General features: G+C 66.3%; 22 protein-coding genes, 1 tRNA gene and 1 pseudogene. 17 read left to right on the top strand and 7 right to left on the bottom strand.

Annotation, left to right across the window (positions count from 1 at the left end; all coding sequences use genetic code 11):
• Nucleotide 1 precedes the first annotated feature (1 nt).
• The 10 genes and pseudogenes from grpE to CSW62_RS23365 all read left to right on the top strand — a co-directional run bounded on the left by grpE (nt 2) and on the right by CSW62_RS23365 (nt 13,863).
• Entirely contained in the window at nt 2-637 is a 636-nt protein-coding gene (gene grpE / locus CSW62_RS23410) for a nucleotide exchange factor GrpE (protein ID WP_099581875.1), read from the top strand.
• Between the two features lie 155 nt (nt 638-792).
• On the top strand, nt 793-1,911 hold the full coding sequence (gene dnaN, locus CSW62_RS23405; protein ID WP_099581874.1) for a DNA polymerase III subunit beta: 1,119 nt from the start codon (nt 793-795) through the stop codon (nt 1,909-1,911).
• Between the two features lie 184 nt (nt 1,912-2,095).
• Nucleotides 2,096-2,467 carry a VOC family protein gene (locus CSW62_RS23400; RefSeq protein ID WP_099581873.1) on the top strand — a complete coding sequence of 124 codons (372 nt, stop codon included), beginning with the start codon at nt 2,096-2,098 and terminating at the stop codon, nt 2,465-2,467.
• A gap of 36 nt (nt 2,468-2,503) precedes the next feature.
• The gene (gene recF, locus CSW62_RS23395; RefSeq protein ID WP_099581872.1) at nt 2,504-3,667 is read left to right on the top strand and encodes a DNA replication/repair protein RecF; all 1,164 of its coding nucleotides are present in this window, start codon (nt 2,504-2,506) and stop codon (nt 3,665-3,667) included.
• Nucleotides 3,664-6,129 (top strand): DNA topoisomerase (ATP-hydrolyzing) subunit B, encoded by a 2,466-nt coding sequence (gyrB, locus tag CSW62_RS23390; protein WP_199170680.1) that lies wholly within the window; start codon nt 3,664-3,666, stop codon nt 6,127-6,129. Before recF ends, gyrB begins: the two co-directional genes overlap by 4 nt.
• A 134-nt stretch (nt 6,130-6,263) precedes the next feature.
• Nucleotides 6,264-7,386 (top strand): annotated as a pseudogene (locus CSW62_RS23385) (methyl-accepting chemotaxis protein).
• Between the two features lie 355 nt (nt 7,387-7,741).
• Nucleotides 7,742-8,338 carry a hypothetical protein gene (locus tag CSW62_RS23380; RefSeq protein ID WP_099581870.1) on the top strand — a complete coding sequence of 199 codons (597 nt, stop codon included), beginning with the start codon at nt 7,742-7,744 and terminating at the stop codon, nt 8,336-8,338.
• A gap of 67 nt (nt 8,339-8,405) precedes the next feature.
• Nucleotides 8,406-9,668, top strand: coding sequence for an outer membrane beta-barrel protein (locus CSW62_RS23375; protein ID WP_099581869.1), 1,263 nt, complete (start codon nt 8,406-8,408; stop codon nt 9,666-9,668).
• Between the two features lie 45 nt (nt 9,669-9,713).
• Nucleotides 9,714-11,939, top strand: a complete 2,226-nt coding sequence (locus tag CSW62_RS23370) for a polysaccharide biosynthesis tyrosine autokinase (RefSeq protein WP_099581868.1) — start codon at nt 9,714-9,716, stop codon at nt 11,937-11,939.
• Nucleotides 11,929-13,863, top strand: a complete 1,935-nt coding sequence (locus tag CSW62_RS23365; protein WP_099581867.1) for an O-antigen ligase — start codon at nt 11,929-11,931, stop codon at nt 13,861-13,863. Before CSW62_RS23370 ends, CSW62_RS23365 begins: the two co-directional genes overlap by 11 nt.
• On the opposite strand, the gene CSW62_RS23360 is transcribed toward CSW62_RS23365, so the two are convergent.
• Entirely contained in the window at nt 13,857-14,414 is a 558-nt protein-coding gene (locus tag CSW62_RS23360; protein ID WP_369827528.1) for a sugar transferase, read from the bottom strand. The genes CSW62_RS23365 and CSW62_RS23360 overlap by 7 nt on opposite strands.
• A gap of 291 nt (nt 14,415-14,705) precedes the next feature.
• On the opposite strand from CSW62_RS23360, the gene CSW62_RS26480 reads away from it, so the two are divergent.
• On the top strand, nt 14,706-14,858 hold the full coding sequence (locus tag CSW62_RS26480; RefSeq protein ID WP_158235482.1) for a hypothetical protein: 153 nt from the start codon (nt 14,706-14,708) through the stop codon (nt 14,856-14,858).
• A gap of 151 nt (nt 14,859-15,009) precedes the next feature.
• Here the strand turns inward: CSW62_RS26480 and CSW62_RS23355 are convergent, their stop codons facing one another.
• The gene (locus CSW62_RS23355; RefSeq protein WP_233206766.1) at nt 15,010-15,813 is read right to left on the bottom strand and encodes a transglutaminase-like cysteine peptidase; all 804 of its coding nucleotides are present in this window, start codon (nt 15,811-15,813) and stop codon (nt 15,010-15,012) included.
• A gap of 292 nt (nt 15,814-16,105) precedes the next feature.
• On the opposite strand from CSW62_RS23355, the gene CSW62_RS23350 reads away from it, so the two are divergent.
• The 4 genes from CSW62_RS23350 to CSW62_RS23335 all read left to right on the top strand — a co-directional run bounded on the left by CSW62_RS23350 (nt 16,106) and on the right by CSW62_RS23335 (nt 19,390).
• Entirely contained in the window at nt 16,106-16,894 is a 789-nt protein-coding gene (locus CSW62_RS23350) for a metallophosphoesterase family protein (RefSeq protein ID WP_099581864.1), read from the top strand.
• Nucleotides 16,895-16,996: 102 nt separating this feature from the next.
• Nucleotides 16,997-17,593, top strand: coding sequence for a polysaccharide biosynthesis/export family protein (locus CSW62_RS23345; RefSeq protein WP_099581863.1), 597 nt, complete (start codon nt 16,997-16,999; stop codon nt 17,591-17,593).
• 268 nt (nt 17,594-17,861) lie between these two features.
• Nucleotides 17,862-18,938, top strand: a complete 1,077-nt coding sequence (locus CSW62_RS23340) for a sensor histidine kinase (RefSeq protein WP_233206765.1) — start codon at nt 17,862-17,864, stop codon at nt 18,936-18,938.
• A complete protein-coding gene (locus CSW62_RS23335) occupies nt 18,935-19,390 on the top strand; it encodes a response regulator (protein ID WP_099581861.1) in 456 nt (151 codons plus the stop codon). The genes CSW62_RS23340 and CSW62_RS23335 overlap by 4 nt, the downstream gene beginning before the upstream one ends.
• Before the next feature lie 39 nt (nt 19,391-19,429).
• Here the strand turns inward: CSW62_RS23335 and CSW62_RS23330 are convergent.
• The 4 genes from CSW62_RS23330 to CSW62_RS23315 form a co-directional block, all read right to left on the bottom strand.
• Nucleotides 19,430-19,506 (bottom strand) — tRNA-Arg (locus CSW62_RS23330).
• Between the two features lie 80 nt (nt 19,507-19,586).
• Nucleotides 19,587-20,909 (bottom strand): NCS2 family permease, encoded by a 1,323-nt coding sequence (locus tag CSW62_RS23325; RefSeq protein WP_099581860.1) that lies wholly within the window; start codon nt 20,907-20,909, stop codon nt 19,587-19,589.
• 109 nt (nt 20,910-21,018) lie between these two features.
• Nucleotides 21,019-21,450, bottom strand: a complete 432-nt coding sequence (locus CSW62_RS23320) for a hypothetical protein (RefSeq protein WP_099581859.1) — start codon at nt 21,448-21,450, stop codon at nt 21,019-21,021.
• A 4-nt stretch (nt 21,451-21,454) separates the two neighbouring features.
• Nucleotides 21,455-22,417, bottom strand: coding sequence for an ABC transporter ATP-binding protein (locus tag CSW62_RS23315; protein ID WP_099581858.1), 963 nt, complete (start codon nt 22,415-22,417; stop codon nt 21,455-21,457).
• Between the two features lie 155 nt (nt 22,418-22,572).
• Here CSW62_RS23315 and CSW62_RS23310 point away from each other — a divergent pair, with 155 nt between their 5' ends.
• Nucleotides 22,573-22,842 (top strand): zinc-finger domain-containing protein, encoded by a 270-nt coding sequence (locus CSW62_RS23310; RefSeq protein WP_099581857.1) that lies wholly within the window; start codon nt 22,573-22,575, stop codon nt 22,840-22,842.
• A 20-nt stretch (nt 22,843-22,862) separates the two neighbouring features.
• Nucleotides 22,863-23,294 (top strand): acyl-CoA thioesterase, encoded by a 432-nt coding sequence (locus tag CSW62_RS23305; protein ID WP_099581856.1) that lies wholly within the window; start codon nt 22,863-22,865, stop codon nt 23,292-23,294.
• A gap of 7 nt (nt 23,295-23,301) precedes the next feature.
• Here CSW62_RS23305 and CSW62_RS23300 read toward each other — a convergent pair whose 3' ends face one another.
• Nucleotides 23,302-24,921 (bottom strand): long-chain fatty acid--CoA ligase, encoded by a 1,620-nt coding sequence (locus CSW62_RS23300; protein ID WP_099581855.1) that lies wholly within the window; start codon nt 24,919-24,921, stop codon nt 23,302-23,304.
• Between the last annotated feature and the right edge of the window lie 37 nt (nt 24,922-24,958).

Here is a 24,958-nt window from a genome sequence, read left to right as displayed (position 1 = left end):
GATGACCGACGAGCAAACGCCGGCTGAAGACATCGCCTTCGAGGGCGCGGAAGACTTTGGCGATGCGTCGCAGGAGATCGCGGCGCTGCAGCTGGAAGTGGCCGCGCTCAAGGAGCAGGCCCTGCGCTACGCCGCCGAGGCGGAGAACACCAAGCGCCGCGCCGAGCGCGAGATGAACGACGCCCGCGCCTACGCGATCCAGAAGTTCGGCCGCGACCTGCTGGGCGTCGCCGACAACCTGTCGCGCGCCACGGCCCACAGCCCCAAGGACTCGACCGACGCGGCGGTGAAGAACTTCATCATCGGCGTCGAGATGACCGAGAAGGAGCTGCTCGGCGCCTTCGAACGCAATGGCCTCAAGCAGATCGCGCCGGCCAAGGGCGAGAAGTTCGATCCGCACCTGCACCAGGCCGTGATGGAGCAGCCGGCGACCGACGTCGCCGCCGGCGGCGTGATCACCGTGCTGCAGGCCGGCTACGAGCTGATGGGGCGCCTGGTGCGTCCGGCCATGGTCGCCGTGGCGGCTAAGGGCTCGACCGGCCCCTCCGCCAACGAGCCCTCGGCGGCCGCCAATCCGTATGCCGGCGCCGGCGCGGACGGCGACAGCTCGGGCGGTTCGTTCGACCAGAAGGCCTGACGAGGCCGAAAGCTTCGTTTTTCGGACCGCGGGGCGCGCGAATGACGGGCGCGCCCCCTTTCGCCCTCCGCGCTTTGCGATAATGTCGGCGGTCCATTCTCAACGGGGGTAGCGGGCGATTCCTTGCGTTCAGCCCGCACGATCTGGACCGGACTATGAAGCTTACAATCGAACGGGCGGCGCTCCTGAAGGCGCTGAGTCACGTGCAGAGCGTCGTCGAGCGGCGCAACACCATTCCGATCCTGTCGAATATCCTGCTGTCGGCCGAGGGCGATCGCCTGTCCTTCTCGGCCACCGATCTGGACATGGAGATCATCGACGAGGGCTTCGCCCAGATCGACGTGCCCGGCCAGATCACGGCGCCGGCCCACACCCTGTATGAAATCGTCCGCAAGCTGCCCGACGGCGCCGACGTTTCGCTGAGCTTCAGCGGCGACGATCCGCGCCTGGTGATCCAGGCGGGCCGCTCGCGCTTCAACCTGCCGGTGCTGCCGGCCGGCGACTTCCCGGTGATGAGCAGCGACGGCCTCTCCAGCCGGATCGCGGTCGACACCAACGAGCTGATCCGCCTGATCGACAAGACCCGCTTCGCGATCTCGACCGAAGAGACCCGCTATTACCTGAACGGCCTCTACGTCCACACGGTCAATGAAGGCGGAGAGACCAAGCTGCGCGCCGTGGCCACCGACGGCCACCGCCTGGCCCTGGCCGAGATGCCGGCGCCGGAAGGCGCTGCCGGCCTGCCGGGCGTGATCATCCCGCGCAAGACCATCGCAGAAGCCCGCCGCCTGATGGAATCGGCCGGCGAGACGGTCGACCTGCAGCTTTCGCCCCAGAAGGTCCGCTTCGAGTTTGGCCAGGCCGCCCTGACGTCCAAGGTCATCGACGGCGCCTTCCCGGACTATCTGCGCGTCATCCCGCGCGACAACGCCAAGATCCTGACCTTGGACAACGACCTGTTCGCCAAGGCTGTCGACCGGGTGGCCACCATCTCGGCCGAGAAGAGCCGTTCTGTGAAGCTGGCCATCGAGCCGGGCCGCATCACCCTGACCGTCCGCAACATGGAAGCCGGCCAGGCCGTGGAAGAGGTCGAGGTTGATTACGACGGCGAGCCCTTCGAGATCGGCTTCAACGCCCGCTACCTGCTGGACGTCTGCGGCCAGATCGGCGGACCGATCGCCGAGTTCCGCTTCGCCGACCCGGCCAGCCCGACCCTGGTGGTCGATCCGGTCGACCCGGGCGTGAAGTACGTGCTGATGCCGCTGCGGGTCTGATCTCGCGATGGAGTCCTGAGGAACGAAGAGCGGGCGCTTCGGCGCCCGTTCTGCTGTCTGGCGCACTGCGGAGGCATCGTGGGGCGGGGGTCGACATTGCCCACGACGCCCTCTGCCGTAGGGTCATATTGCGATTGGTTATAAGCGCGCTAATGTCCGTTTTCCAAGAAAACGGGAGGTGCTCATGGCTAAGATTAACTACGTGACGGTCGGCTCGAACGACCTGGAGAAGGCCAAGGCCTTCTATGACGGCCTGCTGGGCTCGATCGGCATGAAGCCGTTGTTCGAGCACCCGTCCGGCGGCCGCCTCTATCGTGGTGATGGCTGCATGTTCGGGGTGCTGGGTCCGTACGACGGCAATCCGGCCTGCATCGGCAACGGCATGATGGGCGGCTTCGCTTTCGATACGGTCGAGGAGGTCGATGCCTTCCACGCCAAGGCGCTGGAGCTGGGCGGCACGGACGAGGGCGCGCCGGGCGCGCGGATGCCCAAGGTCTATTTCGCCTATTTCCGCGACCTGGATGGCAACAAGCTCTGCGGCTACAAGATGGGCTGAGTAGCTTCGGCCGGCGACACCGCTTAAGAACGCGCCATGGCGTCGGCCGCTTTGCTTTCCCTGACCTTGACGGACTTCCGCTCCTACGAGCGCGCCAGCCTCGAGACCGAGGGGCGTAGCGTCTACCTGTTCGGGGCTAACGGGGCCGGCAAGACCAACCTCCTCGAGGCGATCAGCCTGCTGAGTCCCGGAAAGGGGCTGCGAGGCGCCAGCATGGCCGAAGTCGGCCGGCGGATGCCCGGCGAGACCGTCGGCCGCGCCTGGGCCGTGGCCGCCGAGGTCGAGTCCGGTGAGGATGCTCCCCTCCGCATCGGCACCGGCGTGGAACAGGGTGGGGCCGCCCGCCGCACCGTGCGTATTGAGGGCGAGACCGTCTCGCCCGGCCGCCTGGCCGACCTCGTCCGGCCGATCTGGTTGACGCCGGCCCAGGATCGCCTGTTTCTGGAAGCCGCCTCCGAGCGTCGGCGGTTCTTCGACCGGCTGGTCTTCGCTGGCGAGCCTGGCCATGCGGCCAACGCCAACGCCTATGACAAGGCCCAGCGCGAGCGCATGCGGCTGCTGACCGATGCGGCCGAGGCCGGTCGCGCGCCGGACGCAACCTGGCTGAACGCCCTGGAGGCCCGGCTGGCGGAGTCCGGCGCCTTGCTGAGCCAGGCCCGCGCTCGCACGCTGCTGGCCCTGCAGAACGAGATCGACGGACGCGGCGACCGGCCGTTCCCGCAGGCTCGCCTGACGCTCACCGGCGAGTGGGAGAAGATGGCGCTGGACGAGGTCCCGTTCGCGGAAATCGAGGAGCGTCTGGCCGCCGCCCTGGCCGCCGCACGCCCCCGCGACGGGGCCGCCGGACGCGCCTTGACCGGCCCTCACAGAGGCGATCTGGCCATCTTCCACGTCGAGAAGGACCGTCCGGCTGCGGAATGCTCCACCGGGGAGCAAAAAGCCCTGATTTTGAACCTGGTTTTGGCCCAAGCAGCGCGACTTTCGCGTGCGGAATCCGCGCCGAATCCTGTAATATTGCTCGACGAAGTCGCCGCGCATCTCGACCTTACCCGTCGAGCAGCCCTGGCCGACGAACTCACAGCGCTCAAGCTCCAGGCCTTCCTCACCGGCACGGACGAGTCGCTGTTCGACCATCTCAAGGGTCGGGCGCTAGGCGTTCGCGTGGGCGATGCCGGCCTGACCACCCTGGAAGACGAATGACCGAGAACACCGAAGACCAAGTTCCCGAAGTGTCGGCCCCCGAAATGACCACCGAAGAAGCCGCCGCCCAGTACGGCGCGGATTCGATCAAGGTCCTGAAGGGCCTGGACGCCGTCCGCAAGCGCCCTGGCATGTACATCGGCGACACCGACGACGGCTCGGGCCTGCACCACATGGTCTACGAGGTGGTCGACAACGCCATCGACGAGGCCCTGGCCGGTCACGCCACCAAGGTCCAGGTGATCCTCAACGCCGACGGCTCGGTGACGGTCACCGACGACGGTCGCGGCATCCCGGTCGACATGCACGAAGGCGAAGGCGTCTCGGCGGCCGAGGTCATCATGACCCAGCTGCACGCCGGCGGTAAGTTCGACCAGAACAGCTACAAGGTCTCAGGCGGCCTGCACGGCGTCGGCGTCTCGGTCGTCAACGCCTTGTCGGACTGGCTGGAGCTCAAGATTCACCGGGGCGGCAAGGCCCACCAGATGCGCTTCGAGCGCGGCGACGCGGTTACCTCACTGAAGGTCACCGGCGACTCGCCGATGCGCGAGGACGGGCCGAAGGCCGGCGAACTGCTGTCGGGCACGGAAGTGACCTTCTTCCCGTCGCGATCGACCTTCGCGTTCATCGAATTCGACCGGAAGACCCTGGAGCACCGGCTGCGCGAGCTGGCCTTCCTGAATTCGGGCGTGACGATCTATTTCCGCGATCTGCGCGACGCCGAGCCGTGGGAAGAAAAGCTGCACTATGACGGCGGCATCGAGGCCTTCGTCCGCCACCTGGACAAGGTCAAGACCCCGCTTCTCAAGGCCCCGATCTCGGTGCGCGGCGTCAAGGACAAGGTCGAGGTCGACCTCGCCCTGTGGTGGAACGACAGCTACCACGAGCAGATGCTGTGCTTCACCAACAACATCCCGCAGCGGGATGGCGGCACGCACTTGTCGGCCTTCCGCGCGGCCCTGACCCGGATCATCACCGGCTATGCCGAGAGCTCGGGCATCACCAAGAAGGAAAAGGTCAGCGTCGGCGGCGAAGACGCCCGCGAAGGCCTGACCTGCGTGCTGTCGGTCAAGGTGCCGGACCCGAAGTTCAGCTCGCAGACCAAGGACAAGCTGGTCTCGTCCGAAGTGCGCCCTGCCGTCGAAGGCCTGGTGCAAGAAGGCCTGGCCACGTGGTTTGAGGAGCATCCGGCCGAAGCCCGGGCTATCGTTTCCAAGATCGCCGAAGCCGCCGCGGCCCGCGAAGCCGCCCGCAAGGCCCGCGAACTGACTCGCCGCAAGAGCGCGCTGGATATTACGTCACTGCCCGGCAAGCTGGCCGACTGCTCCGAGCGCGACCCGGCCAAGTCCGAGATCTTCATCGTCGAGGGTGACTCGGCCGGCGGCTCGGCCAAGCAGGCCCGCAATCGCGACAACCAGGCCGTCCTGCCGCTGCGCGGCAAGATACTGAACGTCGAGCGCGCCCGCTTCGACAAGATGCTGTCGTCCGACCAGATCGGCACGCTGATCACGGCCCTGGGGGCTGGCATCGGCCGCGACGACTTCAACCCGGACAAGGTGCGCTACCACAAGATCGTGCTGATGACCGACGCCGACGTCGACGGCGCCCACATCCGCACCCTGCTGCTGACCTTCTTCTACCGGCAGATGCCGGAGCTGATCGAGCGCGGCTACATCTACATCGCCCAGCCGCCGCTCTACAAAGCCGCCAAGGGCAAGTCCTCGCGCTATCTGAAGGACGACAGCGAGATGGACGCCTTCCTGATCGACGAGGGCGTCGACGGGGCCGAGCTGGACCTGCCCTCGGGCGAGCGCCGCACCGGCCAGGACCTGCTGGCCCTGGTGCAGCTGTGCCGCCAGGCCAAGGGCAATATCGATCGCCTGGCCGCCCGCGCGCCGTCGTTCGCCATCGAGCAGTCGGCCCTGGCGGGCCTGCTGGGCGAAACGCCCGACATCGCCGCCGCGGCGGCCCGCCTCGACCTCTATGCCGAGGAAGGCGATGGCCCGTGGACCGGCGAACGCAACGACACGGCCTTTGTCTTCAAGCGCACACGCCGCGGCGTCACTGAAAGCGTGGTGCTGGACGACGGTCTGCTGCACGCGGCCGACGCCCGTCGCCTGGCCGAGCGGGCCGGGGCTCTCGCCGAGATCTTCTCGGGCCGGGCCGTGTTCCGCCGCAAGGACAAGTCGACCACCGTCCGGGGGCCGATGGACCTGATCGCCGCCGTGATGGACGCCGGTCGCAAGGGGCTGAGCATCCAGCGCTACAAGGGTCTGGGCGAGATGAATCCCGACCAGCTGTGGGAGACGACGCTGGATGTCGAGGCCCGCACCCTGCTGCAGGTTCGCGTCAACCACGCCGACGACGCCGACGAGATGTTCAGTCGCCTGATGGGCGACCTGGTCGAGCCGCGCCGCGAGTTCATCCAGGAAAACGCCCTGGACGCCGAGGTCGATGTCTAGGTCGCAATAGAAGGCGATGCTTTTTAAGCGCCGGGCGCCCAAATCACGGGCGTTCCGGCGTTTTCTCGTTACCGAAGCCCGTCGCGGTTTGGGTGTGGCCCAGGGTGTCATCGCGCGACGATGACGAGGGCGTCATCTTGCGTAGAGTGAGTCGATTAGACGGAAGTTTTGCGTGGGGGCTTACCTGTGATGGAACAAGACGCCAGTCTTCGTCCTGAACGGATCCTGGATTTGTCTGAGCGTCTGTCCAGTGTGGCGGGCGAGAAGATCGGTGAAATCGCCCGGGTCAATCGCGCGGCCAAGATGCTGTCGATCAACGCGCTGATCGTGGCGGCGCGCGCCGGGGAGGCCGGCAAGGGCTTCGCCATCGTCGCCGAGGAATTCAAAAAGATCTCCACCGAAATCGACGCCGTGGCGGCCGCCCTGGAGAGCCAGGTGCGCGCCGATCTCGACGAGCTGTCGGCCATCGGCGGAGCGATCCTGGGCCACATGCGCGGCCAGCGCCTGGCCGATCTGGCCTTGAACGCCATCGAAATCGTCGACCGCAATCTCTATGAACGCACCTGCGACGTCCGCTGGTGGGCGACGGACTCCGCCGTGGTCGCCTGCCTGGCGGACGCCGATCCCGGCGCCAGCCGCTACGCCAGCGAGCGCCTGGGCGTGATCCTCGACGCCTACACCGTCTATCTCGACCTATGGATCTGCGACACCAAGGGACGAGTGGTCGCCAACGGCCGGCCCGGCAAGTATCCCGGCGTCATCGGCCAGTCCGTCGCCGACGCCAAGTGGTTCCGCGATGGCATGCGCACTTCCACCGGCGACGACTTCGTGGCCTGCGACATCGAAAAGGCCCGCGCCCTGGGCGACGCGCCTGTCGCCACCTACGCCACGGCCATTCGCGAGGGCGGTCAGGCCAAGGGCAAGATCCTGGGCGTGCTAGGCGTCCATTTCGACTGGCGGCCCCAGGCCCAGGCCGTGGTGGATGGGGTTCGCCTGACGTCCGAGGAGCGCGGCCGCTCGCGTGTCCTGCTTCTGGACCAGAAGGGCCGAGTCCTGGCCTCTTCCGACAATCACGGCGTCCTGACCGAGATCTTCCCGCTGGATATCTCCAGTGGCGCGATGGGCAGCTACGCCGACGGCGACATCACGGTCGGCTACGCGCTGACGCCCGGCTACGAAACCTATGCCGGCCTGGGCTGGTACGGATGTCTGGTTCAGCGGCGGCAAGTTCCCGTCGTAGCGGTCGCCGCCGCCTAGTCTTGATCCGATCACTGCGGAATATTCGGACGACTTAGTCGCGTGCTGCGCGAAAGCGGTCAGATTCTCGGCATTATCCATAGATTCTCGCAGTGCAGCATTGCCATTAGCGCCTGCACATGGTTGTTTAAGCCTAACCATACACTCAGCAGATCATCTGTGTGTCTGCTGCACAGCGATACGCGCGTCACATTCCTAGTCTAACCATCGGCCAGGTGGTGTTCACGTTTAGATCGCATCTTGAGTGTGATCTCCGGGGAACGGTGTAGCCGGGAAAAGGCGAAACCACCTTATCCGGGCTAGAGCATTTATATACGTTGTCCTAAGGGACGCCGTTCAATTGGAGGGAGCAATCATGGCTTCTAACCGCATCCGCGCCTTGATGCTTGGCGCCATCATGGCGATTGCCCCGCTTTCGATGGGTTCGATTACCATCCTGTCGGTGGCGAACGCCGCCGCGCCGACGCGGGCTGAAGTGCGAGCGCAGATCGCCAAGGCCGTGACGGATGCGACCAAGTCGCAACCGTTCGTGGATGCTCAGAAGGAAGGCGCTGATGCTCAGGCCGCCTTGAACGCGCTTCCAGCCAACGCGACCGCCGCCCAGAAAAAGGCCGCGCAGGATAAGGTTGACGCCGCCAAGGCGAAGCAGTCCGCGATTCTCCAAAGCGCCGTCGCGGCCGCCATGCAGGCGGCAATCGCCGCAGGGGCGCCGGTGTCCATCGTCAGCGCCGCGCTCAACGACGCGGTTGCGGCGGGCGCCGTTCCGCCGGCGGTTGGGGCCGCTGTCGTGGCGCAGATCAACGCCATCATCACCGCGTCGACGACGACGGGCGACGCGCCCAACCTGGTCAACCCTCCGACGGCAAATCCTCCGGGTTCGGGCGGTCAGACGACGGTTGCCCCGGCGGTGTTCGACCCTTGTGCGGGCGTGATCGCGACCTATTGCGGCTAAGATTTGAAATTCGGGCGGATTGGCGCGCCTCGACGCGCGGCGACCGCCTGCTGGTGGGGATTAAGCTATGCGACTTCTGACGTGCTCGGCCATTGCGGCCTGTATCGCGTTGACCGCGCCACAAGCTGTTCAGGCGCAGGATCTCGGTTCAAACTTCAAGCGCGACAAGAACGTTTCCGTTCGTCAGCGCCCGCGACCCGACTACGAGGCGAGCGGTCAGAAGGCCGGCGGTTTCACGCTTTACCCGCGCGTGACCGTCGATCTCGAACATAACGACAATATCTACGCCGTGGCGGCGGGTAAGATTGACGACAACATCTGGCGCGTGAAGCCGGAGCTGGCCGTTCGTTCGAACTGGTCGCGCAACGCGCTCGGCTTCTTCGCCGGCGGCAATGTGGTTCGCTATGGCGATCAAAAGACCGAGAACACCCAAGAATACACACTCGCTGCGAACGGCCGCATTGATGTGGTGCGCGGCTCGAACGTTTCGGGCTCTGCCCAGTACCAGAATCTGATCGAACCGCGTTCGGCCATCACGGCTGGTACACCCGCCGGTGCGACGCCCAAGCCGGTCAAGTACAACATCACCACCACCAACCTGACCGCGGTGAAGGAATTCAATCGTCTGCGCCTGACGGGCCGCCTGGACGACAAGGATTTCAACTACAAAGATCAGGGCGCTGCATTCAATCAGAACACGCGGGATCGCAACGAACTGTCCTACGGCGCCAAGGCCGAGTACGCGGTCAGTCCGGATACGGCGGTCTATGCGACGGCCACGGGCAACAAGCGCGACTACGACATCAAAGGCGCCACGGATCGCTCGTCGGACGGCTATGTTGTGGGTGTCGGCGCCAACTTCGAGGCGTCCGATCTGGTGCGTGGTGACCTCCAGGTCGGCTACATGAAGCAGTCCTACGACAAGAGTGCGCTCTACAAGAGCATCAGCGGTTTCAACGCGGCGGGGCGCCTGGAGTGGTTTCCGACCCAGCTGACGACCGTCGGCCTGAACGGTTCGCGCACGATCGAAGAGTCGACCGCCACGGGTTCGGCGGGCTTCATTTCCAACAATATCGGCGCCACGATCGACCACGAACTGCTGCGTAACGTCCTGCTGTCTGGCGCCTACACCCACGGCAAGGACAACTACAAGGGCGTGGATCGCAGCGACAAGCGCGACAACGTCTCGGCGACGGCGGCCTATCTGCTGAACCGTCGCGTCGGCCTGTTCCTGACGTACAATTACCTGAAGCAAGACTCGTCTGGCGCGGCCAAGGCATCTTCGTTCAAGGACAACAAGCTGATTGCGTCCGTGGCGCTGCAGTTCTAGCGACGTCCACGAAACGGCAAGGTTTGCCGATTACTGAGAGTACCCATGGACGGCTCCGGTTTTGAAACTTCGAACGCTCCGGTGAATGACACCGGAGCGTTGTCTTTTGACCTGAACGTCGTGATCGCGACGTTCAGGCGACGCTTCCGACTCTTCGCGGCGGTGGCGGTGGTCGTGTTTGCGGCGGTGGTCTTGTTCACCCTGCAGCAGACACCCCGCTACACGGCGACGGCGCAGGTGATGCTGGATGTCCGCAAGGAACAGGTCACTGATATGAGCGCGGTGCTCTCGGGCCTGCCGGCGGATTCTTCCGTGGTCGATACCGAGGTCGAGGTGTTGAAGTCGCGGTCGCTGGCGGCGCGTGTCGTCAAGGACCTGAAGCTTGAGCAAGACCCCTACTTCAACCCTAATCTCGCGAAGGCCAAGGGTGCCAAGGCCTGGTTCTCATCGTTGAAGAAGGCGGCGTCACCCACGACGGGCGCGCCGACGGATCCGATCGAGTTACAGCGCCTACGCGAACGCATTGTCGACAATGTGCTGGGCGGGCTGAAGGTTCGCCGCGCCGGTCTGACCTATCTGATCGCGATCGACTATACCCACACCGATCCGAGGCGGGCGGCCGAACTGGCCAACGCTTTCGCCAACCTCTACCTGACCGAACAGCTCGAGGCGAAGTTCGACGCGACCCAGAAGGCCAATGAGTGGCTGGACACTCGTGTCGGCGAGCTGCGTGACCAGGTCCAGCAGGCCGACGCGGCGGTTCAGCAGTACAAGATCGCAAACAACCTGCTGAGCGCCGAAGGCGCGACCCTGACCGAGCAGGAAATCTCCGGCCTGAACCAGCAGCTGGCCCTGAGCCGCGCCGCGCAGGCCGAGACCGACGCGCGCCTGAACATTGCTCGCCAGCAGCTGGCGCGCGGCAGCACGGGCGAGGACGTTGGCGAGTCCCTGAACTCGCCGGTCGTGCAGCAATTGCGCAAGCAACGGGCGGAGAAGAGCGCTCAGGTGGCCGATCTCAGCGGCCGCTACGGCGATCGTCACCCGGACCTGCTGAAGGCCAAGCGCGAGCTGGCCGACATCGACAGCCAGATCCAGGCCGAAATCCGCCGCATCATCTCCAACCTGGAAGCCCAGGCCCAGGTCGCGCGTCAGCGGACCGGTTCGGTGGCGTCCAGCGTGTCAGCCTCGAGGGGGACTCTGGCCGGCAACAACCGCGCCAGCATCGGCCTGTCCGAGCTGGAGCGTAAGGCGCAATCGGTCAAGACTCTGTACGAGAGCCTGCTGGGCCGCTTCAAGCAGACCACGACGTCGGATGGGATCGAGCAAGCCGACGCCCGGGTGGTTTCGCCGGCCAAGATTCCGACCGGCCCCAGCTATCCCAAACCTTCGCTGAACCTGGCGCTGGGTCTGGTTCTGGCGCTGGGCGCCGGCGTAGCCGCGATCGTCCTGGCCGAGATTCTGATGGCGGGCCTGTTCACCGAGGACGAGGTCGAGCGGCGGCTGGGCCTGCCGTATCTCGGCGCCGTCCCGACCCTGGGCACCACGGTGGACGACGCCAAGACGCTGAAGGGCATGACGCCGTCCGACTACCTGCTGGCCAAGCCCCTCTCCAGCTTCGCCGAAAGCCTGCGCAAGCTGCGCGCGTCGATCCTGTTCTCCAAGGTCGGCGAGCCCGTGAAGGTCATCGCGGTCACCTCGTCTCTCCCGGGCGAAGGCAAGACCACGACGACCTTCTGTCTGGCCCGCACCCTGGCGAGCTCGGGCGCCAAGGTGGTGGTAGTTGATTGCGACCTGCGCCAAGGCGCGATCAGCCAGTTCCTGAAGGAGCCGGCCTCCGTGGGTCTGCTGGAGGTCCTGAACGGCGTCGCAACCCTGGATCAGGCCGTGGTCACGGACGAAAGCGGGGCGCACATCCTGCCGCTGGCCAAGTCGGCCTATACGCCGCGTGACGTGTTGGGCTCGTCGGCCATGCACAAGCTGCTGCAGGATCTTCGCGCGCGCTATGAGATCGTGCTGCTGGACACCGCGCCGCTGCTGGCCATCGCCGACACGCGCATCCTGGCGCCGCACGCCGACGCCGTGGTGATGCTGGTGCGCTGGAAGAAGACGCCGGTTAAGGCGGTGCAGTCGGCCTTGACCCTGCTGCAAGGCACGCGCGCCTTTATCGCCGGCGTGGCCCTGACCCAGATGGATCTCAAGGCCCAGTCCCGCTACGGCTACGGCGACTCCTATTATTACTACGCCAACTATCGAAAGTATTATGCGGACTAGGACGCGCGGGGGCGGGGGGGCGTCCTCGCCCGGGGCGGCCAGGACGCGAAAGCTGCAAGTCTCCGAGGGCGCCGCCATCGGCGCTCTCGTTGCTCTGATCCTGGCCGAGATTGTCGCGTTCGGGGCCAGCGACGTCGCCGTGGCGACGGTGTTCGGCGTGCTTCAGGCCGCTTTCCTGCTGGTTCTGCTGGCGACGTGCAGGTGGGCTCAGAAGGTCCCCAGCGTTCTGACCGCGCCTTGGCCCGGGCTGCTGTTCGCCGGCGTTCTGGTCGCGGCGGCCTGGTCTCTGACCCCGTTCGGCCCGGGCGGCGCGCATCCGGTCTGGAGCTATCTGGACCGCAATGGCGGCGCGATCACCGTTGATCGCTCCTCACTCATCCTCAACCTGCTGCGTCTCGTCGGCCTGGCCTGCCTGTTCCTGGCCGCGCGGATCATCGGTGCGTCCGAGACACGGCGCCGGGCGCTAGTCTGGTGGCTGCTGCTGGGCCTGACCGCCTTCGCCGCGGTCGCGATCGTCGACCATGTGAGCCTACGGGCCGGACGACGCCTGACGGCGACCCTGTTCAGCCCCAACACTGCCGCGACGCTGATGGGCGTAGGGGCGATCTTCGCCGCGATGTTCTTCTCCCAGACGGTCCAACGCACGGGCGGCGCTTTGCGCCTCGACCGGATGGACCTGAGCGCCAGCCTGAGCTTGGCTGCGGCGGCGGTCTTCGCGGTCGCCTTGGCGCTGACGGCCTCTCGGGGCGGAATCTTCGCCACCGTGGTCGGTCTTGCGGTGCTGCTGACGTGGCAAGTGCTGGCTCAGGGACGGCGAGTTCGCGCCATAGCGATCGTCGGCGGCGCGGCGGTTTTGCTGGTCGTCATTGGCGTCGCCATGCGCAGCGCCGAGCTGACCGCCGCACGGCTTGAGCACCTGGACGGCGACGTCGCCACCCGCAAGGCGATCTTCGACGCGCACTGGCAGGCCTTTCAGTCCTCGCCCTGGTTCGGCTACGGGCTGGGCTCCTTCCCGATCGTCAATCAGCTGATCACGACGACCGAAAACCTGAACGTCCTGCATGACGTGCGCGCCACGCACAACCTCTACCTCCAATGGCTGGAGGAGACCGGGATGGTCGGTTCCGTCGCCATGCTGGCTTGGCTGCTCGCCGCGCTATGGCGTGTCGGACAGGACGCGATCAGGCCGGGTACGGTGGGTGCGCTGGCGCGCGCCACGATCGCCGCCACGGTCGTCGTCCTCCTGCATGGCCTTTCGGATTTTGCCGTTCAGGTCCCGGCCCTGCAGGCGCTCTTCGCCGTGGGGCTTGGCGCGATGACGGCGACCGGGGCGCCGCGCCGTGCGGGAGTCGAGCGCAAGGCGGACTGGGGAACGACCGCTTTCGCGGGTCTGGCCCTCGTCGCTTCGCTGCTGTTCGCCCTTCCTCTGGCGGCGTCAAGGTTCGGCGGCGACCTTTCCACCATCCCGACGGCTTCGGCGGAGGTGCTGGCGAGCAGCATCGAGGGCGGTCTCACTTCCCCGGCGGACTCGACGACGCGGGCGCGCCTGGAGAGCCTCAGCCGTCGCGAAGTCGCCCTTCGTCCCGGATCCGGCGCCGCGTGGCTTCGGAAGGCGGCCGTCGATTTCCAGCGGAGCGACATCGCCGCGGCCAATATCGCCCTCAGCCACTCCTTCGCGGTCGCTCCACTGCAAACCAGCCTTTTCAGGAGCCGAACGCTCCTGGCCTATGAGCACTGGCCCGAGCTGTCGGCGGGCGTGCGCGACCAGGCCGTCTATCAGGCGCGTATCGAGTTTGGCCGGCCTGACGGCGAGCGGCGTCTGATGAGCGTGGTCGGCGGCGTCCGCAATCCTTCGGGCCGGCTTGCGCTCGCGTTCCTGATGGTCTCCGAACGCCTATCTCGGGCCCAGGCAAAGGCTCAGTAGGCGTTCTCGGCGATCAGCAGGCTGGGAATGGTGAGCAGCACGATCTGGGCGTCCTTCAGGATCGACCAGGTCCGGATGTAGTCGATATCGGCCTCGACCCGCTTCCGCATGGCGTCGACCGTGTCTGTGCCGCCGCGCAGGCCCTTGACCTGCGCCCAACCCGTCAGGCCCGGGCGAGCCTGATAGCGGGCGTGGTAGTCGGGGATATGCGTGCCGTAATAGTCGTCGTGGGCTGCGGCGTGCGGGCGAGGACCGACCAGAGACATGTCGCCGCGCAGCACGTTCAGCAGCTGCGGCAGCTCGTCGATGCTGCTGGCGCGCAGGAGGCGGCCGATACGCGTGACGCGGTCGTCGCCACGCTGCGCCTGGATCAGTTCCGGGCCGTCCTCGCGGCAGCGCATGGTGCGCAGCTTGAGGATCTGGAACTTGGCGCCGCCCAAGCCGCCCCGCATCTGTCGGAACAGGGCGGGGCCGGGCGATTCAAGCTTGATCAGCAAGGCCGCCAGAAGCAGCAGCGGCGCGAACAGCAGCAGCAACAGGCCGGATGACACGATATCGAACGCGCGCTTGTAAGGATCCGTCGCAACCTTCGGCAACGGATCATGCAATTTCGGCGAGATGCGCCCGGTATACGATCCCCCGTCCACCAGATAACCCTCTAATTCCCCACCACGTCACGACTGGTTTCCAGTTCGGACGGTCTCAAGTTAGCCCAAACTCTCCACAGCGTCGCCGGGAAAAATCCACAGCCCCCGCATATATGCTTAACGCACGTAGACTCTGTTCATTCACGGGCGATTAGCCGCGCCGCACTACACTTGATCGCATCAGGAGTGTGATCGATGATTGAAGCGAAGATCTCGTTTGACCAAGTCGACGCCGCCCAGCCCGCGCCCGCCAAGCGTCTTCCGCCGCTATTGGGGCTGGGTATGGGCGCTGTTATCTCGGTGAGCCTCTGGAGCGCCCTGGCGCTGGCCGTTTCCCACCTCCTCTAGCTCAACCGCCGACGCTATCAGTTCGTCTGAAGACCCGTCGTCGCGCCCGCTCAAGATCGAGCGGGCGTTGTTGTTCACGCCGATGCCTAGACCGAAAGAACCCCGGACCGTCAGGCCCGGGGTTTGTTGCATTCAGAGGGGCGGCTTCGGATCAGGCGACGGTGGTCCACAGCGCCGTGCCCGGGATCTGACGTTCGACCCAGTGGTAGTTAAGGTCTTCCCAGGGCGTCGCCCAGGGAGTCAGGTTGTCCAGCACCCAGTCGCCGCTCTGCAGCGAGACCATCAGCACGGCGTGGCTCTCGCCACGCGCCGTGAAGGCGACGGCCATGGACAGGGCAGCTTCCGGCACGCCGGCCGCGATCAGCTGGCGGCGCTTTTCCAGCGCATAGTCCTCGCAGTCGCCATAGAGCTTGCCGTTCACCAGGCGCGGCAGCGACCAGTATTCGGCCTGGCCGTAGAGATCCTGGTCCGTGGCCTTTTTGACTGTGCGATTGACCAGCTGGTTGACCTGGTTCAGCAGCTTCATTTGCTCGCGGTCCGTGCGGGTGGTCCAGGCGAGAGTCATGGGCTCGCTCGGGGCGGGGGCGGGCGTTGCGATGACAGCGGCGGTGACCGGGCGCGCCTGGCCGGCGGGGACGAAATCCTCCACGGCGGCGGGTTTCCAGGCCTCGACGGTCTCCACCATGATCAGGCCAAACGCGTTGTCGTCGGGCGAGACGGCCGAACCGGTGGCGTCGAACTGGTGTTGTGAAACCGCGCCGACCGACGAGGTCGGAGCCAGACCGGACACGCCGCCCAGCAGGGCCAGCTGGTTGCCGGGGACGCCGCAGGCGCTGGCGTCGCGGTGGCACAGGTCAGCAAAGCCCATCGGGGCGCCGACGCCTTCGCCGCGTGGCATGAACGGCATCGAGCCCGCCTGAGCGCTGCCGCCGGCCATCATCGCGATAGCGCTCACGAGCCCCAGAACAATGTTACGCGTCTTGAACATGCTGACCCCGCTGTGTTCGTGGGGTCAGTATTCATTTGGGCCGCAAATTTGAGCTGAATTTAGATGGTATAATCTGGATGTTTAACTGTGGTAATTCTAGAATTAACTACAATGAGACGGAAATATACTTAGTAAATTGAAGTGAAACGGGCGTGGTGAATTGCGAGTAAACGCTCGTGAGCGCCGTTGAACTACGCCGCTGGCTGAGGCAAAATCAAAGTTCTTGGTTCCGGCGCCTGTCGCCGTCCTGGCGAGTTCGATGTTCAAGTCCCTTTTTCGTCCGAAGCCCCAGTCGCGCCGCGCGTCGTCCACGGGCGGTCGGATGGTTTACGCCGTGGGGGATGTTCATGGTCGGCTCGACCTTCTGGACGGCTTGATCGGGGCGGTGACCGAGGACTATCGCGACACGGGGCGCGAAGACCCGCCTGTGCTGGTCATGCTGGGCGACTATGTGGACCGCGGCGCCCAGTCCTCGGCGGTGATCGACCGGCTGATCCTGCTGAAGGCGCAGGCGGCCGAGGGGCGTTTCGAATTTCGCACCCTGATGGGCAATCACGAAGAGACGCTGCTGCACTTCCTCGATGATCCGATGGCCGGACCGTCCTGGGTCGAATACGGCGGCGGCGAGACGCTGATGTCCTACGGCGTGCAGCGCCCCGTGGGCCGCGCCGAACCCGAGGCCTGGGAGCAGGCCCGCCAGGCCTTCCGCGCCGCCTTCCCGTCGGCTCACGAGGCGTTCCTGCGCCAGCTGGAGCTTGTGGTCGTCTATGGCGACTACGTCTTCGTTCATGCGGGCGTGCGTCCAGGCGTGCCGCTGGAGCGCCAGGTCCCTGCCGATCTGCTGTGGATCCGCAACGAATTCCTCGACAACCCGCACGGTCTGAAGGCCACCGTCGTCCACGGCCACACGCCGGTGGAGGAGGCTTTCGTGGGGCGCCAGCGGATCAATGTCGACACCGGCGCCTATGCGACCGGCGTCCTGACCGCCGTTAGACTTGATGGCGGCGAACCTAAGATCATTCAGTTTAGTAAAGCGCGCGCGACCTGAGTCTTGATCTTGTTCATGTCACGGTCACATGCGATGTGGCATTTCGTTTTCCAAGTCTGACAAGTTCCCAGGTTTTAAACGTCCAAGGTGAGACGCTTCGCGATGATCGGTGTTTCGAAACTCTCGCGCCTCTTTTCGATGTTGGCGCTGGTCGTCTGCATCGCCGGCCTCGGCGGGGGCGGCGCCGCGCGCGCCCAGCAGCCGATCGTCAGCGACACGCCTGTGCCGGCGGCGCAGTCGATGGACTATCTGCTCGGCGCCGGCGACAAGGTGCGGGTGACCGTCTATGGCGAGCCCACCCTGTCGGGCGAGTTCTTCGTCACGGGCAGCGGTCTGATGTCGCTGCCGCTGGTCGGCGAGATCAAGGCGGGCGGCCTGACGGTCGGCCAGTTCCAGGACGCCGTGCAGAAGTCGCTCAGCGACGGCTATCTGAAGGAGCCCCGCGTCAGCGCCGAAGTCCTGACCTTCCGCCCATTCTACATCCTGGGCGAAGTCGAGAAGCCGGGCACCTATCCCTACACGGCGGGTCTGACGGTGCTGAACGCGGTGGCCACCGCCGGCGGCTTCACCTACCGGGCCGACAAGAAGAGCGTCTACATCAAGCACAACGGCGAAACGACCGAGGTGAAGGGCGGGCTGGCCCCGTCGACCACGGTGGCGCCGGGCGACACGATCCGGATCGGCGAGCGCTTCTTCTGATCCGAAGCGCGGCTGAACGAGACAAGGCCCGGCGGGATGACCGCCGGGCCTTCGTCGTTTCAGGACGGGAAAATCATGAGGCCCCACTGTGCAACCTAGCCGGCTTGAAACCGTTACGAAGAACGCGGTCGACCCCACGAGCGTCGTTTGACGTCCATCATGGTCCTCGCGACTCCCCGGCCTTTGGCTTTCTCTCCGCGAGCCTCCGGTTTTCCGAAGGCTCGCCATGCCTGCCCGACGACATAGTTCCGAAGATGTGGACCTGAGCTTGGCGTTGGCCATTGTCACGTCGTCGCCCGGGCCACTTCTTCTCCTGGATGGCCAGCAGACTGTGATCGCGGCGAGCACGTCGTTTTGCGACCTCTTCGGCGTCGACCTGGCCGCGTTGACGGGGCAGTCCCTCTACGCCTTGGACGGGGGTGAATGGGACAGCCCCGAACTGCGATCCCTGATGATAGCGACCGTGTCGGGGGAAAGCGCGCCGGGCGCCCGGGATATCGATCTCAATCGGCCCCTGGAGCGGGTTCGTCACTTGGTCGTGCAAGCCAGACGGCTGACCTATCTGGATCTCGATCAAACGCGGATCCTCGTGGCGGTGTCGGACATCACCGACTCGCTCGCCGACGCGGCGTCGAAGGCGCGCGCGCTGGCGGAAAGCAGCGTGCTGTTGCAGGAGGTCCGGCACCGGGTCGCCAACAGCCTGCAGATCATCGCCAGCGTGCTCTTGCAGAACGCGCGAAAGACCACCTCCGACGAGACGCGGGGACATCTCAAGGACGCTCACCATCGGGTGATGTCCGTCGCCGCCCTCGAACGCATGCTGTCGACGTCCGAAAGCGGCGACATCGAGGTGCGGACCTATTTCACAAGCCTTTGCGAAAACATCGCGGCCTCGATGATCGGCGAGGTCGACCGCATCACCTTGGCCGTGGAGGGCGGCCATGGGGTCGTCGAGGCCAGGGTCTCGGTCAGCCTGGGCCTGATCGTCACCGAACTCGTCATCAACGCGCTCAAGCACGCCTTCCCCGATGGCCGGCCTGGCAAGATCACGGTCGACTACGATTTCCACGGGCCAAACTGGATTCTTTGCGTCCGCGACGATGGCGTCGGCATGCCGTTGACGGCGCCGCTTCGAACAGGCCTGGGCACGAGCATTGTCCGGGCGTTGGCCGGGCAGTTGAACGCCTCGGTCGAGGTCACGCCGGAGCAACCCGGCACCCAGGTTTCCATCAAGCACACCCAGATCGCCCTGGTTCAGGACGATCCCGAGACGGCGAGCCAGCCGCCTGTGATGGCCGAGGAGCCGCCGGTTTCGGCGGGCTTGCGAATGGAGGAACGATCATGAGCGCGCGCCTAGCCGACGAGACCGCCACCTTGATGATTGTCGAGGATGAAGCGCTGGTGGCGATACTCCTCCGGGACGAGTTGCACGACGCAGGATACAGGGTGCTCGACCTGACCGACCGACACGCCGATGCGCTGAAGGTCGCTGAGGCTGAAAAGCCGGACCTGGCGCTGGTCAACATCCGGCTCGCCGGGCGTGACGACGGCATCGAGCTGGCCGAGCACCTGAAGGCCTTGGGAATTCCGGTCCTGCTGATCAGCGGCCAGGTCAGCCGAGCGAGTTCCGCCAAGACCGTGGCGATCGGCTCGCTTCCCAAGCCTTATGACGCCGCTGACATGGTGTTGGCGGTGGCCTATCTGCTGGCGCGCCTGCATGGCGACGCGTCCCTGCCCAAGCCGAGCAGGCTTGAAGTGTTTGACGAGGCCGGCTTCGATCTCGCGCCCGCAGCCTAGGGTGTGCTGTAAGCAAGAAGTTGATCTTATTGGGAAAAATGGCGCACCCGATAGGATTCGAACCTATGGCCTTTGCCTTCGGAGGGCAACGCTCTATCCAGCTGAGCTACGGGTGCGCGCGACCCTGGCTGACCAGGGCGGAAGCGGGTCTTAGCCGAAAGGCGGCTCAAGGGCAAACGGGTTCATAGTCGCCTTCCTAGGCTGACCCCATGTAGATGAACCGCGCCACGAAAAGGGCCGCCAGGACGAACAGCAGCCAGTCGCCGGGCTTGGCCTGACCGCGCGCCAGCTTCAGGACGGCGAAGGCGGTGATGCCGAACGCCAGGCCGTTGGCGATCGAGAAGGTCAGCGGGATGGCGATCACCGTCAGGAAGGCGGGGATGGCCACGCCCGGATCCTCCCAGTCGATATCGGCCAGAGCGCCGATCATCATCGAGCCGACGATGATCAGGGCCGGGGCCGTGGCGGCGGCCGGAATCGCCTGGACCCAGGGCGCGAAGAACAGGGTCAGCAGGAACAGCAGGCCGACCACGATGGCGGTCAGGCCCGTGCGGCCACCGGCCGCGACACCCGAGGCGCTCTCGATATAGCTGACGACGGTCGAGGTGCCGGCCAGCGAGCCGCCGATCGTGGCGATGCTGTCGGCGGTGAGGATGCGGTTCAGGCGCGGGATCGTGCCGTCGGGCTGCACGAGGCCCGCCTTCTTGGTCACCGCCACCAGGGTCCCGACATTGTCGAACAGGTCGACGAACAGGAAGACGAAGATCACTTCCGCGATGGCCATGCCGGCTCCGCCGTTCAGGTGCAGGGCGGCGGGTACGTCCAGCTTGAAGGCCGTGGCCGTCAGGGCGGCCAGGCCCGACTCGCCGGGAACGACCTTGGCCAGGCCCAGGGCCCAGCCGGCAGCGGCGGCGACCAGGATGCCGATCAGGATCGCGCCCTTTACCCGCCAGACCATCAGCCCGCCCATGACGGCCAGGCCCAGTATGGCCAGGACCGCCGTCGGCTGGGTGAGGTCGCCCAGGGCCACCGTGGTGGCCGGATTGGCGACGATGATGCCGGCTTCCTTGAGGCCGATGAAGGCGATGAACAGACCCACGCCCGCCGCGACGGCCGAGAACAGCGGGCGCGGTATCGCCCCCACGATCAGCTGCCGGATCCCCGCCACGGTCAGGATCAGGAAGGCCACGCCCGACAGGAAGACGCAGCCCAGCGCCGTTTCCCACGGCAGGCCCATGCCCTTGACGACGGTGAAGGTGAAATAGGCGTTCAGGCCCATGCCGGGGGCCAGGGCGATCGGGTAGTTGGCGATCAGTCCCATCAGGATCGAGCCGAAGCCCGCGGCCAGGCAGGTGGCGGCGGCGACGGCGGCGATCGGCATGCCGGTCTGGCCCAGGATCGCCGGGTTGACGATCACGATATAGGCCATGGTCAGGAAGGTCGTGAAGCCGGCCAGCACCTCGGTGCGCACGCTCGTGCCCTGGGCCGAAAGCCCGAACTGCCGCTCTAGAAAGGTCATGCGATGCGCCCCCGACGCGCGCTCAAAACAGGTCGGGGCGAGTTTGGCCAGCGAGACCTGGAACGCAAGCCTTAGCTTGGCGCCAGCCTATCGATGCTCCCGAAAGGTCCTAGCGCTTGCGAAAACGCTTGGCCTCGGCCTCCAACTTGGACATCCAGGCTTCCGGCTCGGTGCTTTCCGGCTGAAAGGGCAGGGTCCCGGCCACGCCGCGCAGCGCCAGCCAGAGCGGCGCGGAAAAGTGACCCAGGACGCGGAGCGGCCGACGCTTGTCGTCGGTGACGTCCCAGCCTTCGGCCTCGAACGCGGCGACCTGCGCGGCCGGCGACTGGTTTTCGACATCGTCCCAGTCGGCCGGTCGCTCCACCGTCTCGGCCGCGTCGGCGGTCAAGCCGAACAAGGCGAGCACGCAGGCGTCGATCTCCGGGAACTCGGCCCGGGCCTCGGGCTCGGCGAAGTCGCGCTTGAGCAGCGCCCGGTACTCCAGGTCCTTGACGCCGGGGAGGTCGATCAGGCGCCGCAGCGCGGCAGGCTTGCTCGTCATGCCCTCAGTCCTTGGTCGGATCGGCGGCGTTCGGGTCGTTGTAGGTCAGGGCCAGGAAGACGTCTTCCAGATCCGGGTCCTCGGTGGCGATGTCCTTGATCTTCAGGCCGTTGGCGCGCACGGCGGCCAGCACCTGCTCGACGCTGGACTGGCCGGTGCGATAGCTGACCTGGAAGGCGCCATTGGCCCGCAGCTTGGTGTCGAATCCGACCAGGTCCGGGGCGACAAGCACCGGCTCCTCCGGCGTCACCACGACGTTGCGGCTGTCCATCCGGCTGAGCAGCGTCGCGGTCGGCTCGCAGGCCACCACCTCGCCACGGTTGATGATGGCGATCTCGTCGCACAGCTCCTGGGCCTCTTCCAGGTAGTGGGTGGTCAGCACGATGGTGACGCCCAGCGCGTTCAGGCCGGTGACATAGTGCCAGAGCTGTCGGCGCAGCTCGACATCGACCCCGGCGGTCGGCTCGTCGAGGATCAGCACCGGCGGCTGGTGGACCATGGCCTTGGCCACCATCAGGCGCCGCTTCATGCCGCCCGACAGCTGGCGGACATAGGCGTTGGCCTTGTCGCCCAGGCCCAGGGCGTTGAGCAGCTCGTCGGTGCGGCGCTCGTTCTTGGGCACGCCGTAGAAGCCGGCCTGCACCTCCATCGATTCGCGCGGGGTGAAGAACACGTCGGCGGCCAGCTCCTGGGGCACCACGCCGATGGCGGCGCGGGCGTCGCGCGGGCGCTGGTCGATGTCGCGGTCCCAGATCTTCACCGTGCCCGAGCTCTTGCGCACCAGGCCGGCCAGGATGTTGATGAAGGTCGACTTGCCCGCGCCGTTGGGACCCAGCAGGCCGAAGATCGAGCCGCGCGGGATCTTCAGATCGATGCCGTTCAGGGCGCGCTTTTCAGGCCCGGTCTTGGTGGCGGCATAGGTCTTGTAGAGGCCTTCGGCTTCGATGGCGTAGGCGGGCAGGTCCATGGGCATTCCAGACAGAGACGGGCCAGATCGATAGCCGGGGCGGCGAGAAACGTCGTTTCGGGCGCCCGTCGATTGACGGCGCCTTTCAGGGTCGCATAGGTATGCCTCGTTCGCCGCCGCGCCAAGGCCGCGTTCCGTTTTAAGGACTCGCCAATATGGCCAAGACCCCCGCCACCGCTCCGACCGCCATGGACGTCGACGCCATCGCCGGCGCCGCGCCGGAGACGATCTCGGTCCGCTCGCACCGCATCGCCTGCGACGGCGTCGGCGGGGCCCTGGGCCATCCGCGCGTGTGGCTTGAGATGGGCGCGGCCGGCTTCGTCGACTGCTCCTATTGCGACCGCCGCTTCGTGGCCTCGACCGCCGTCGGCGACGAGGACGAGATCCTGGCGCCGGGCGTCTACGAAGGCGCTGGCGGGCACTGACCCCCTTGAGCGCCAGTTCCGTGACCGACGAAGCCGCCTCGAACCGCGCCGAAACCCTGGCCAAGGCCTGGGAAGCGCTGGAATGGCCGCACGAGGCGCCGGTGCTGCGCGCCATCGCCATGCCGTCCGACACCAATCCCGAAGGCGACATCTTCGGCGGCTGGCTGCTGTCGCAGATGGACCTGGCGGCGGCCTCGGTGGCCTTCCACCGCGCCGCCGGCCGCTGCGCCACCATCGCCATCGACGGCATGACCTTCATCAGTCCGGTGTTCGTCGGCGACGAGGTCAGCCTGTTCGCGCGCCTGGTCCACACCGGCCGCACCTCGCTGAAGGTCCAGGTCGAGGCCTGGCGCCGCCGCCGTGACGGCGAGCAGGCCCACAAGGTGACCGAAGGCGTCTTCACCTTCGTGGCCATCGGCGACGACCGCAAGCCGAGGCCGCTGCCGGTCTAGGGCAGATCTAGGTCGTGAGGTGGCCCTTCCAGGCTTCGCGCAGGACCTTCTTGTCGATCTTGCCCGTGGCGGTGAGCGGCACGACGGCGAAGACCACGTCGTCGGGCGTCCACCACTTGACGATCCTGGGCGCCAGATAGTCGAGCACATCGACCTTGCCGATGGCCGAGCCCTCGTGGGCCTCGATGACCAGCAGCGGACGTTCCTCCCACTTGGGGTGCGGCACGCCGACCACGGCGGCGATCTTCACGCCGGGGCAGCCGACCGCGACGTTCTCCAGGTCGATCGAGCTGATCCACTCGCCGCCGGACTTGATGACGTCCTTCTGGCGGTCGGTGATGCGCATGAAGCCGTGGGCGTCCAGCGTGGCGATATCGCCGGTGTCGAACCAGCCGTCGGCGCGGGCGGCGTCCTCGTCCTTGCGGAAGTAGCGCCGCACCACCCACGGGCCGCGCACCAGCAGGGCGCCGGAGGTCTCGCCGTCGTGGGGGGCCTCGGTCCCATCGTCCAGTTCGACCCGCAGCTCGATGCCGAACTGTAGCCGGCCCTGCCGGGTCCAGATGGCCTCGTCCATGGCGTCCTCGCCCAGGGCCGCGAGGGCGGGCGTGGGGGTGGAGACGACGCCGATCGGGCAGGTCTCGGTCATGCCCCAGATCTGCAGAGTCTGGACACCGTAGAGCCGCTTGAAGGCCTCGGCCATGGCGCGCGGCACGGCGCTGCCGCCTATGACGACCCTTTTCAGGCTGTCCGGTCGCTGGCCGGTCTTTTCCAGCCAGTCCAGATACATCGTCCAGATGGTCGGCACGCCGCCGGTGAAGGTGACGCCCTCGCCCTGGATCAGCGCGTGCAGGGACGCGCCGTCCATCTTGTCGCCCGGCAGGACCAGCTTGGCGCCGCAGATCGGGGCGCTGAACGGCAGGCCCCAGGCGGTGGCATGGTAGAGGCTGGAGCAGGGCATGACCACGTCGAAGGCGGTGAAGCCGAACGCGCTGTTCAGGCCGCCGGCCATGGCGTGCAGCACCACGGCGCGGTGCGAATAGAGCACCCCCTTGGGATCGCCGGTCGTGCCCGAGGTGTAGCAGAGGAAGGCCCCGGCGTTCTCATCGAAGACCGGCCAGGAGAAGGCCTCGGCCTCGCCGGCGATCAGGGTCTCGTAGCTGGTCGCGCCGACCTCGCCGGGAATGGTCCGCTCGGGATCGGACAGCATGACGAAGGTCTTCACCGTGGTCAGCTGGGGGGCCATGCGCTCGACCAGGGCCGCGAAGCCGCGCTCGTAGAACAGCACGCCGCTTTCCGCGTGATTGATCGTGTAGACGATCTGCTCGTCGAACAGACGGGGATTGGCCGTGTGCAGCACCGCGCCGAGGCCGGGGACGGCGTAGAACAGCTCCAGCTGCCGGTGGGTGTTCCACGCCAGGGACGTGACCCGGTCGCCGGCCTTCACGCCCAGGCGCTGGAGGGCATGGGCCAGTTGGGCGCTGCGGTGGCCAAGACCGGCATAGTCGTAGCGCCAGAGCGGCTCGTCGATCAGCTTGGAGACGATCTCGCGCGTCCCGTGGGCCTGGGCCGCATAGGTAAGGATGCCGCTGATCATCAGCGGCGTCGTCTGCATCAGGCCCGCGATCATCGGTCCCTCCCAACTCTTGTCGTTGGGAGGAGTGTAG

Source organism: Caulobacter sp. FWC2 (assembly GCF_002742625.1).
GTDB lineage: Bacteria > Pseudomonadota > Alphaproteobacteria > Caulobacterales > Caulobacteraceae > Caulobacter.
Note: the sequence above shows the minus strand (reverse complement) of the source record. Positions and strands in the feature narration are given on the sequence as shown.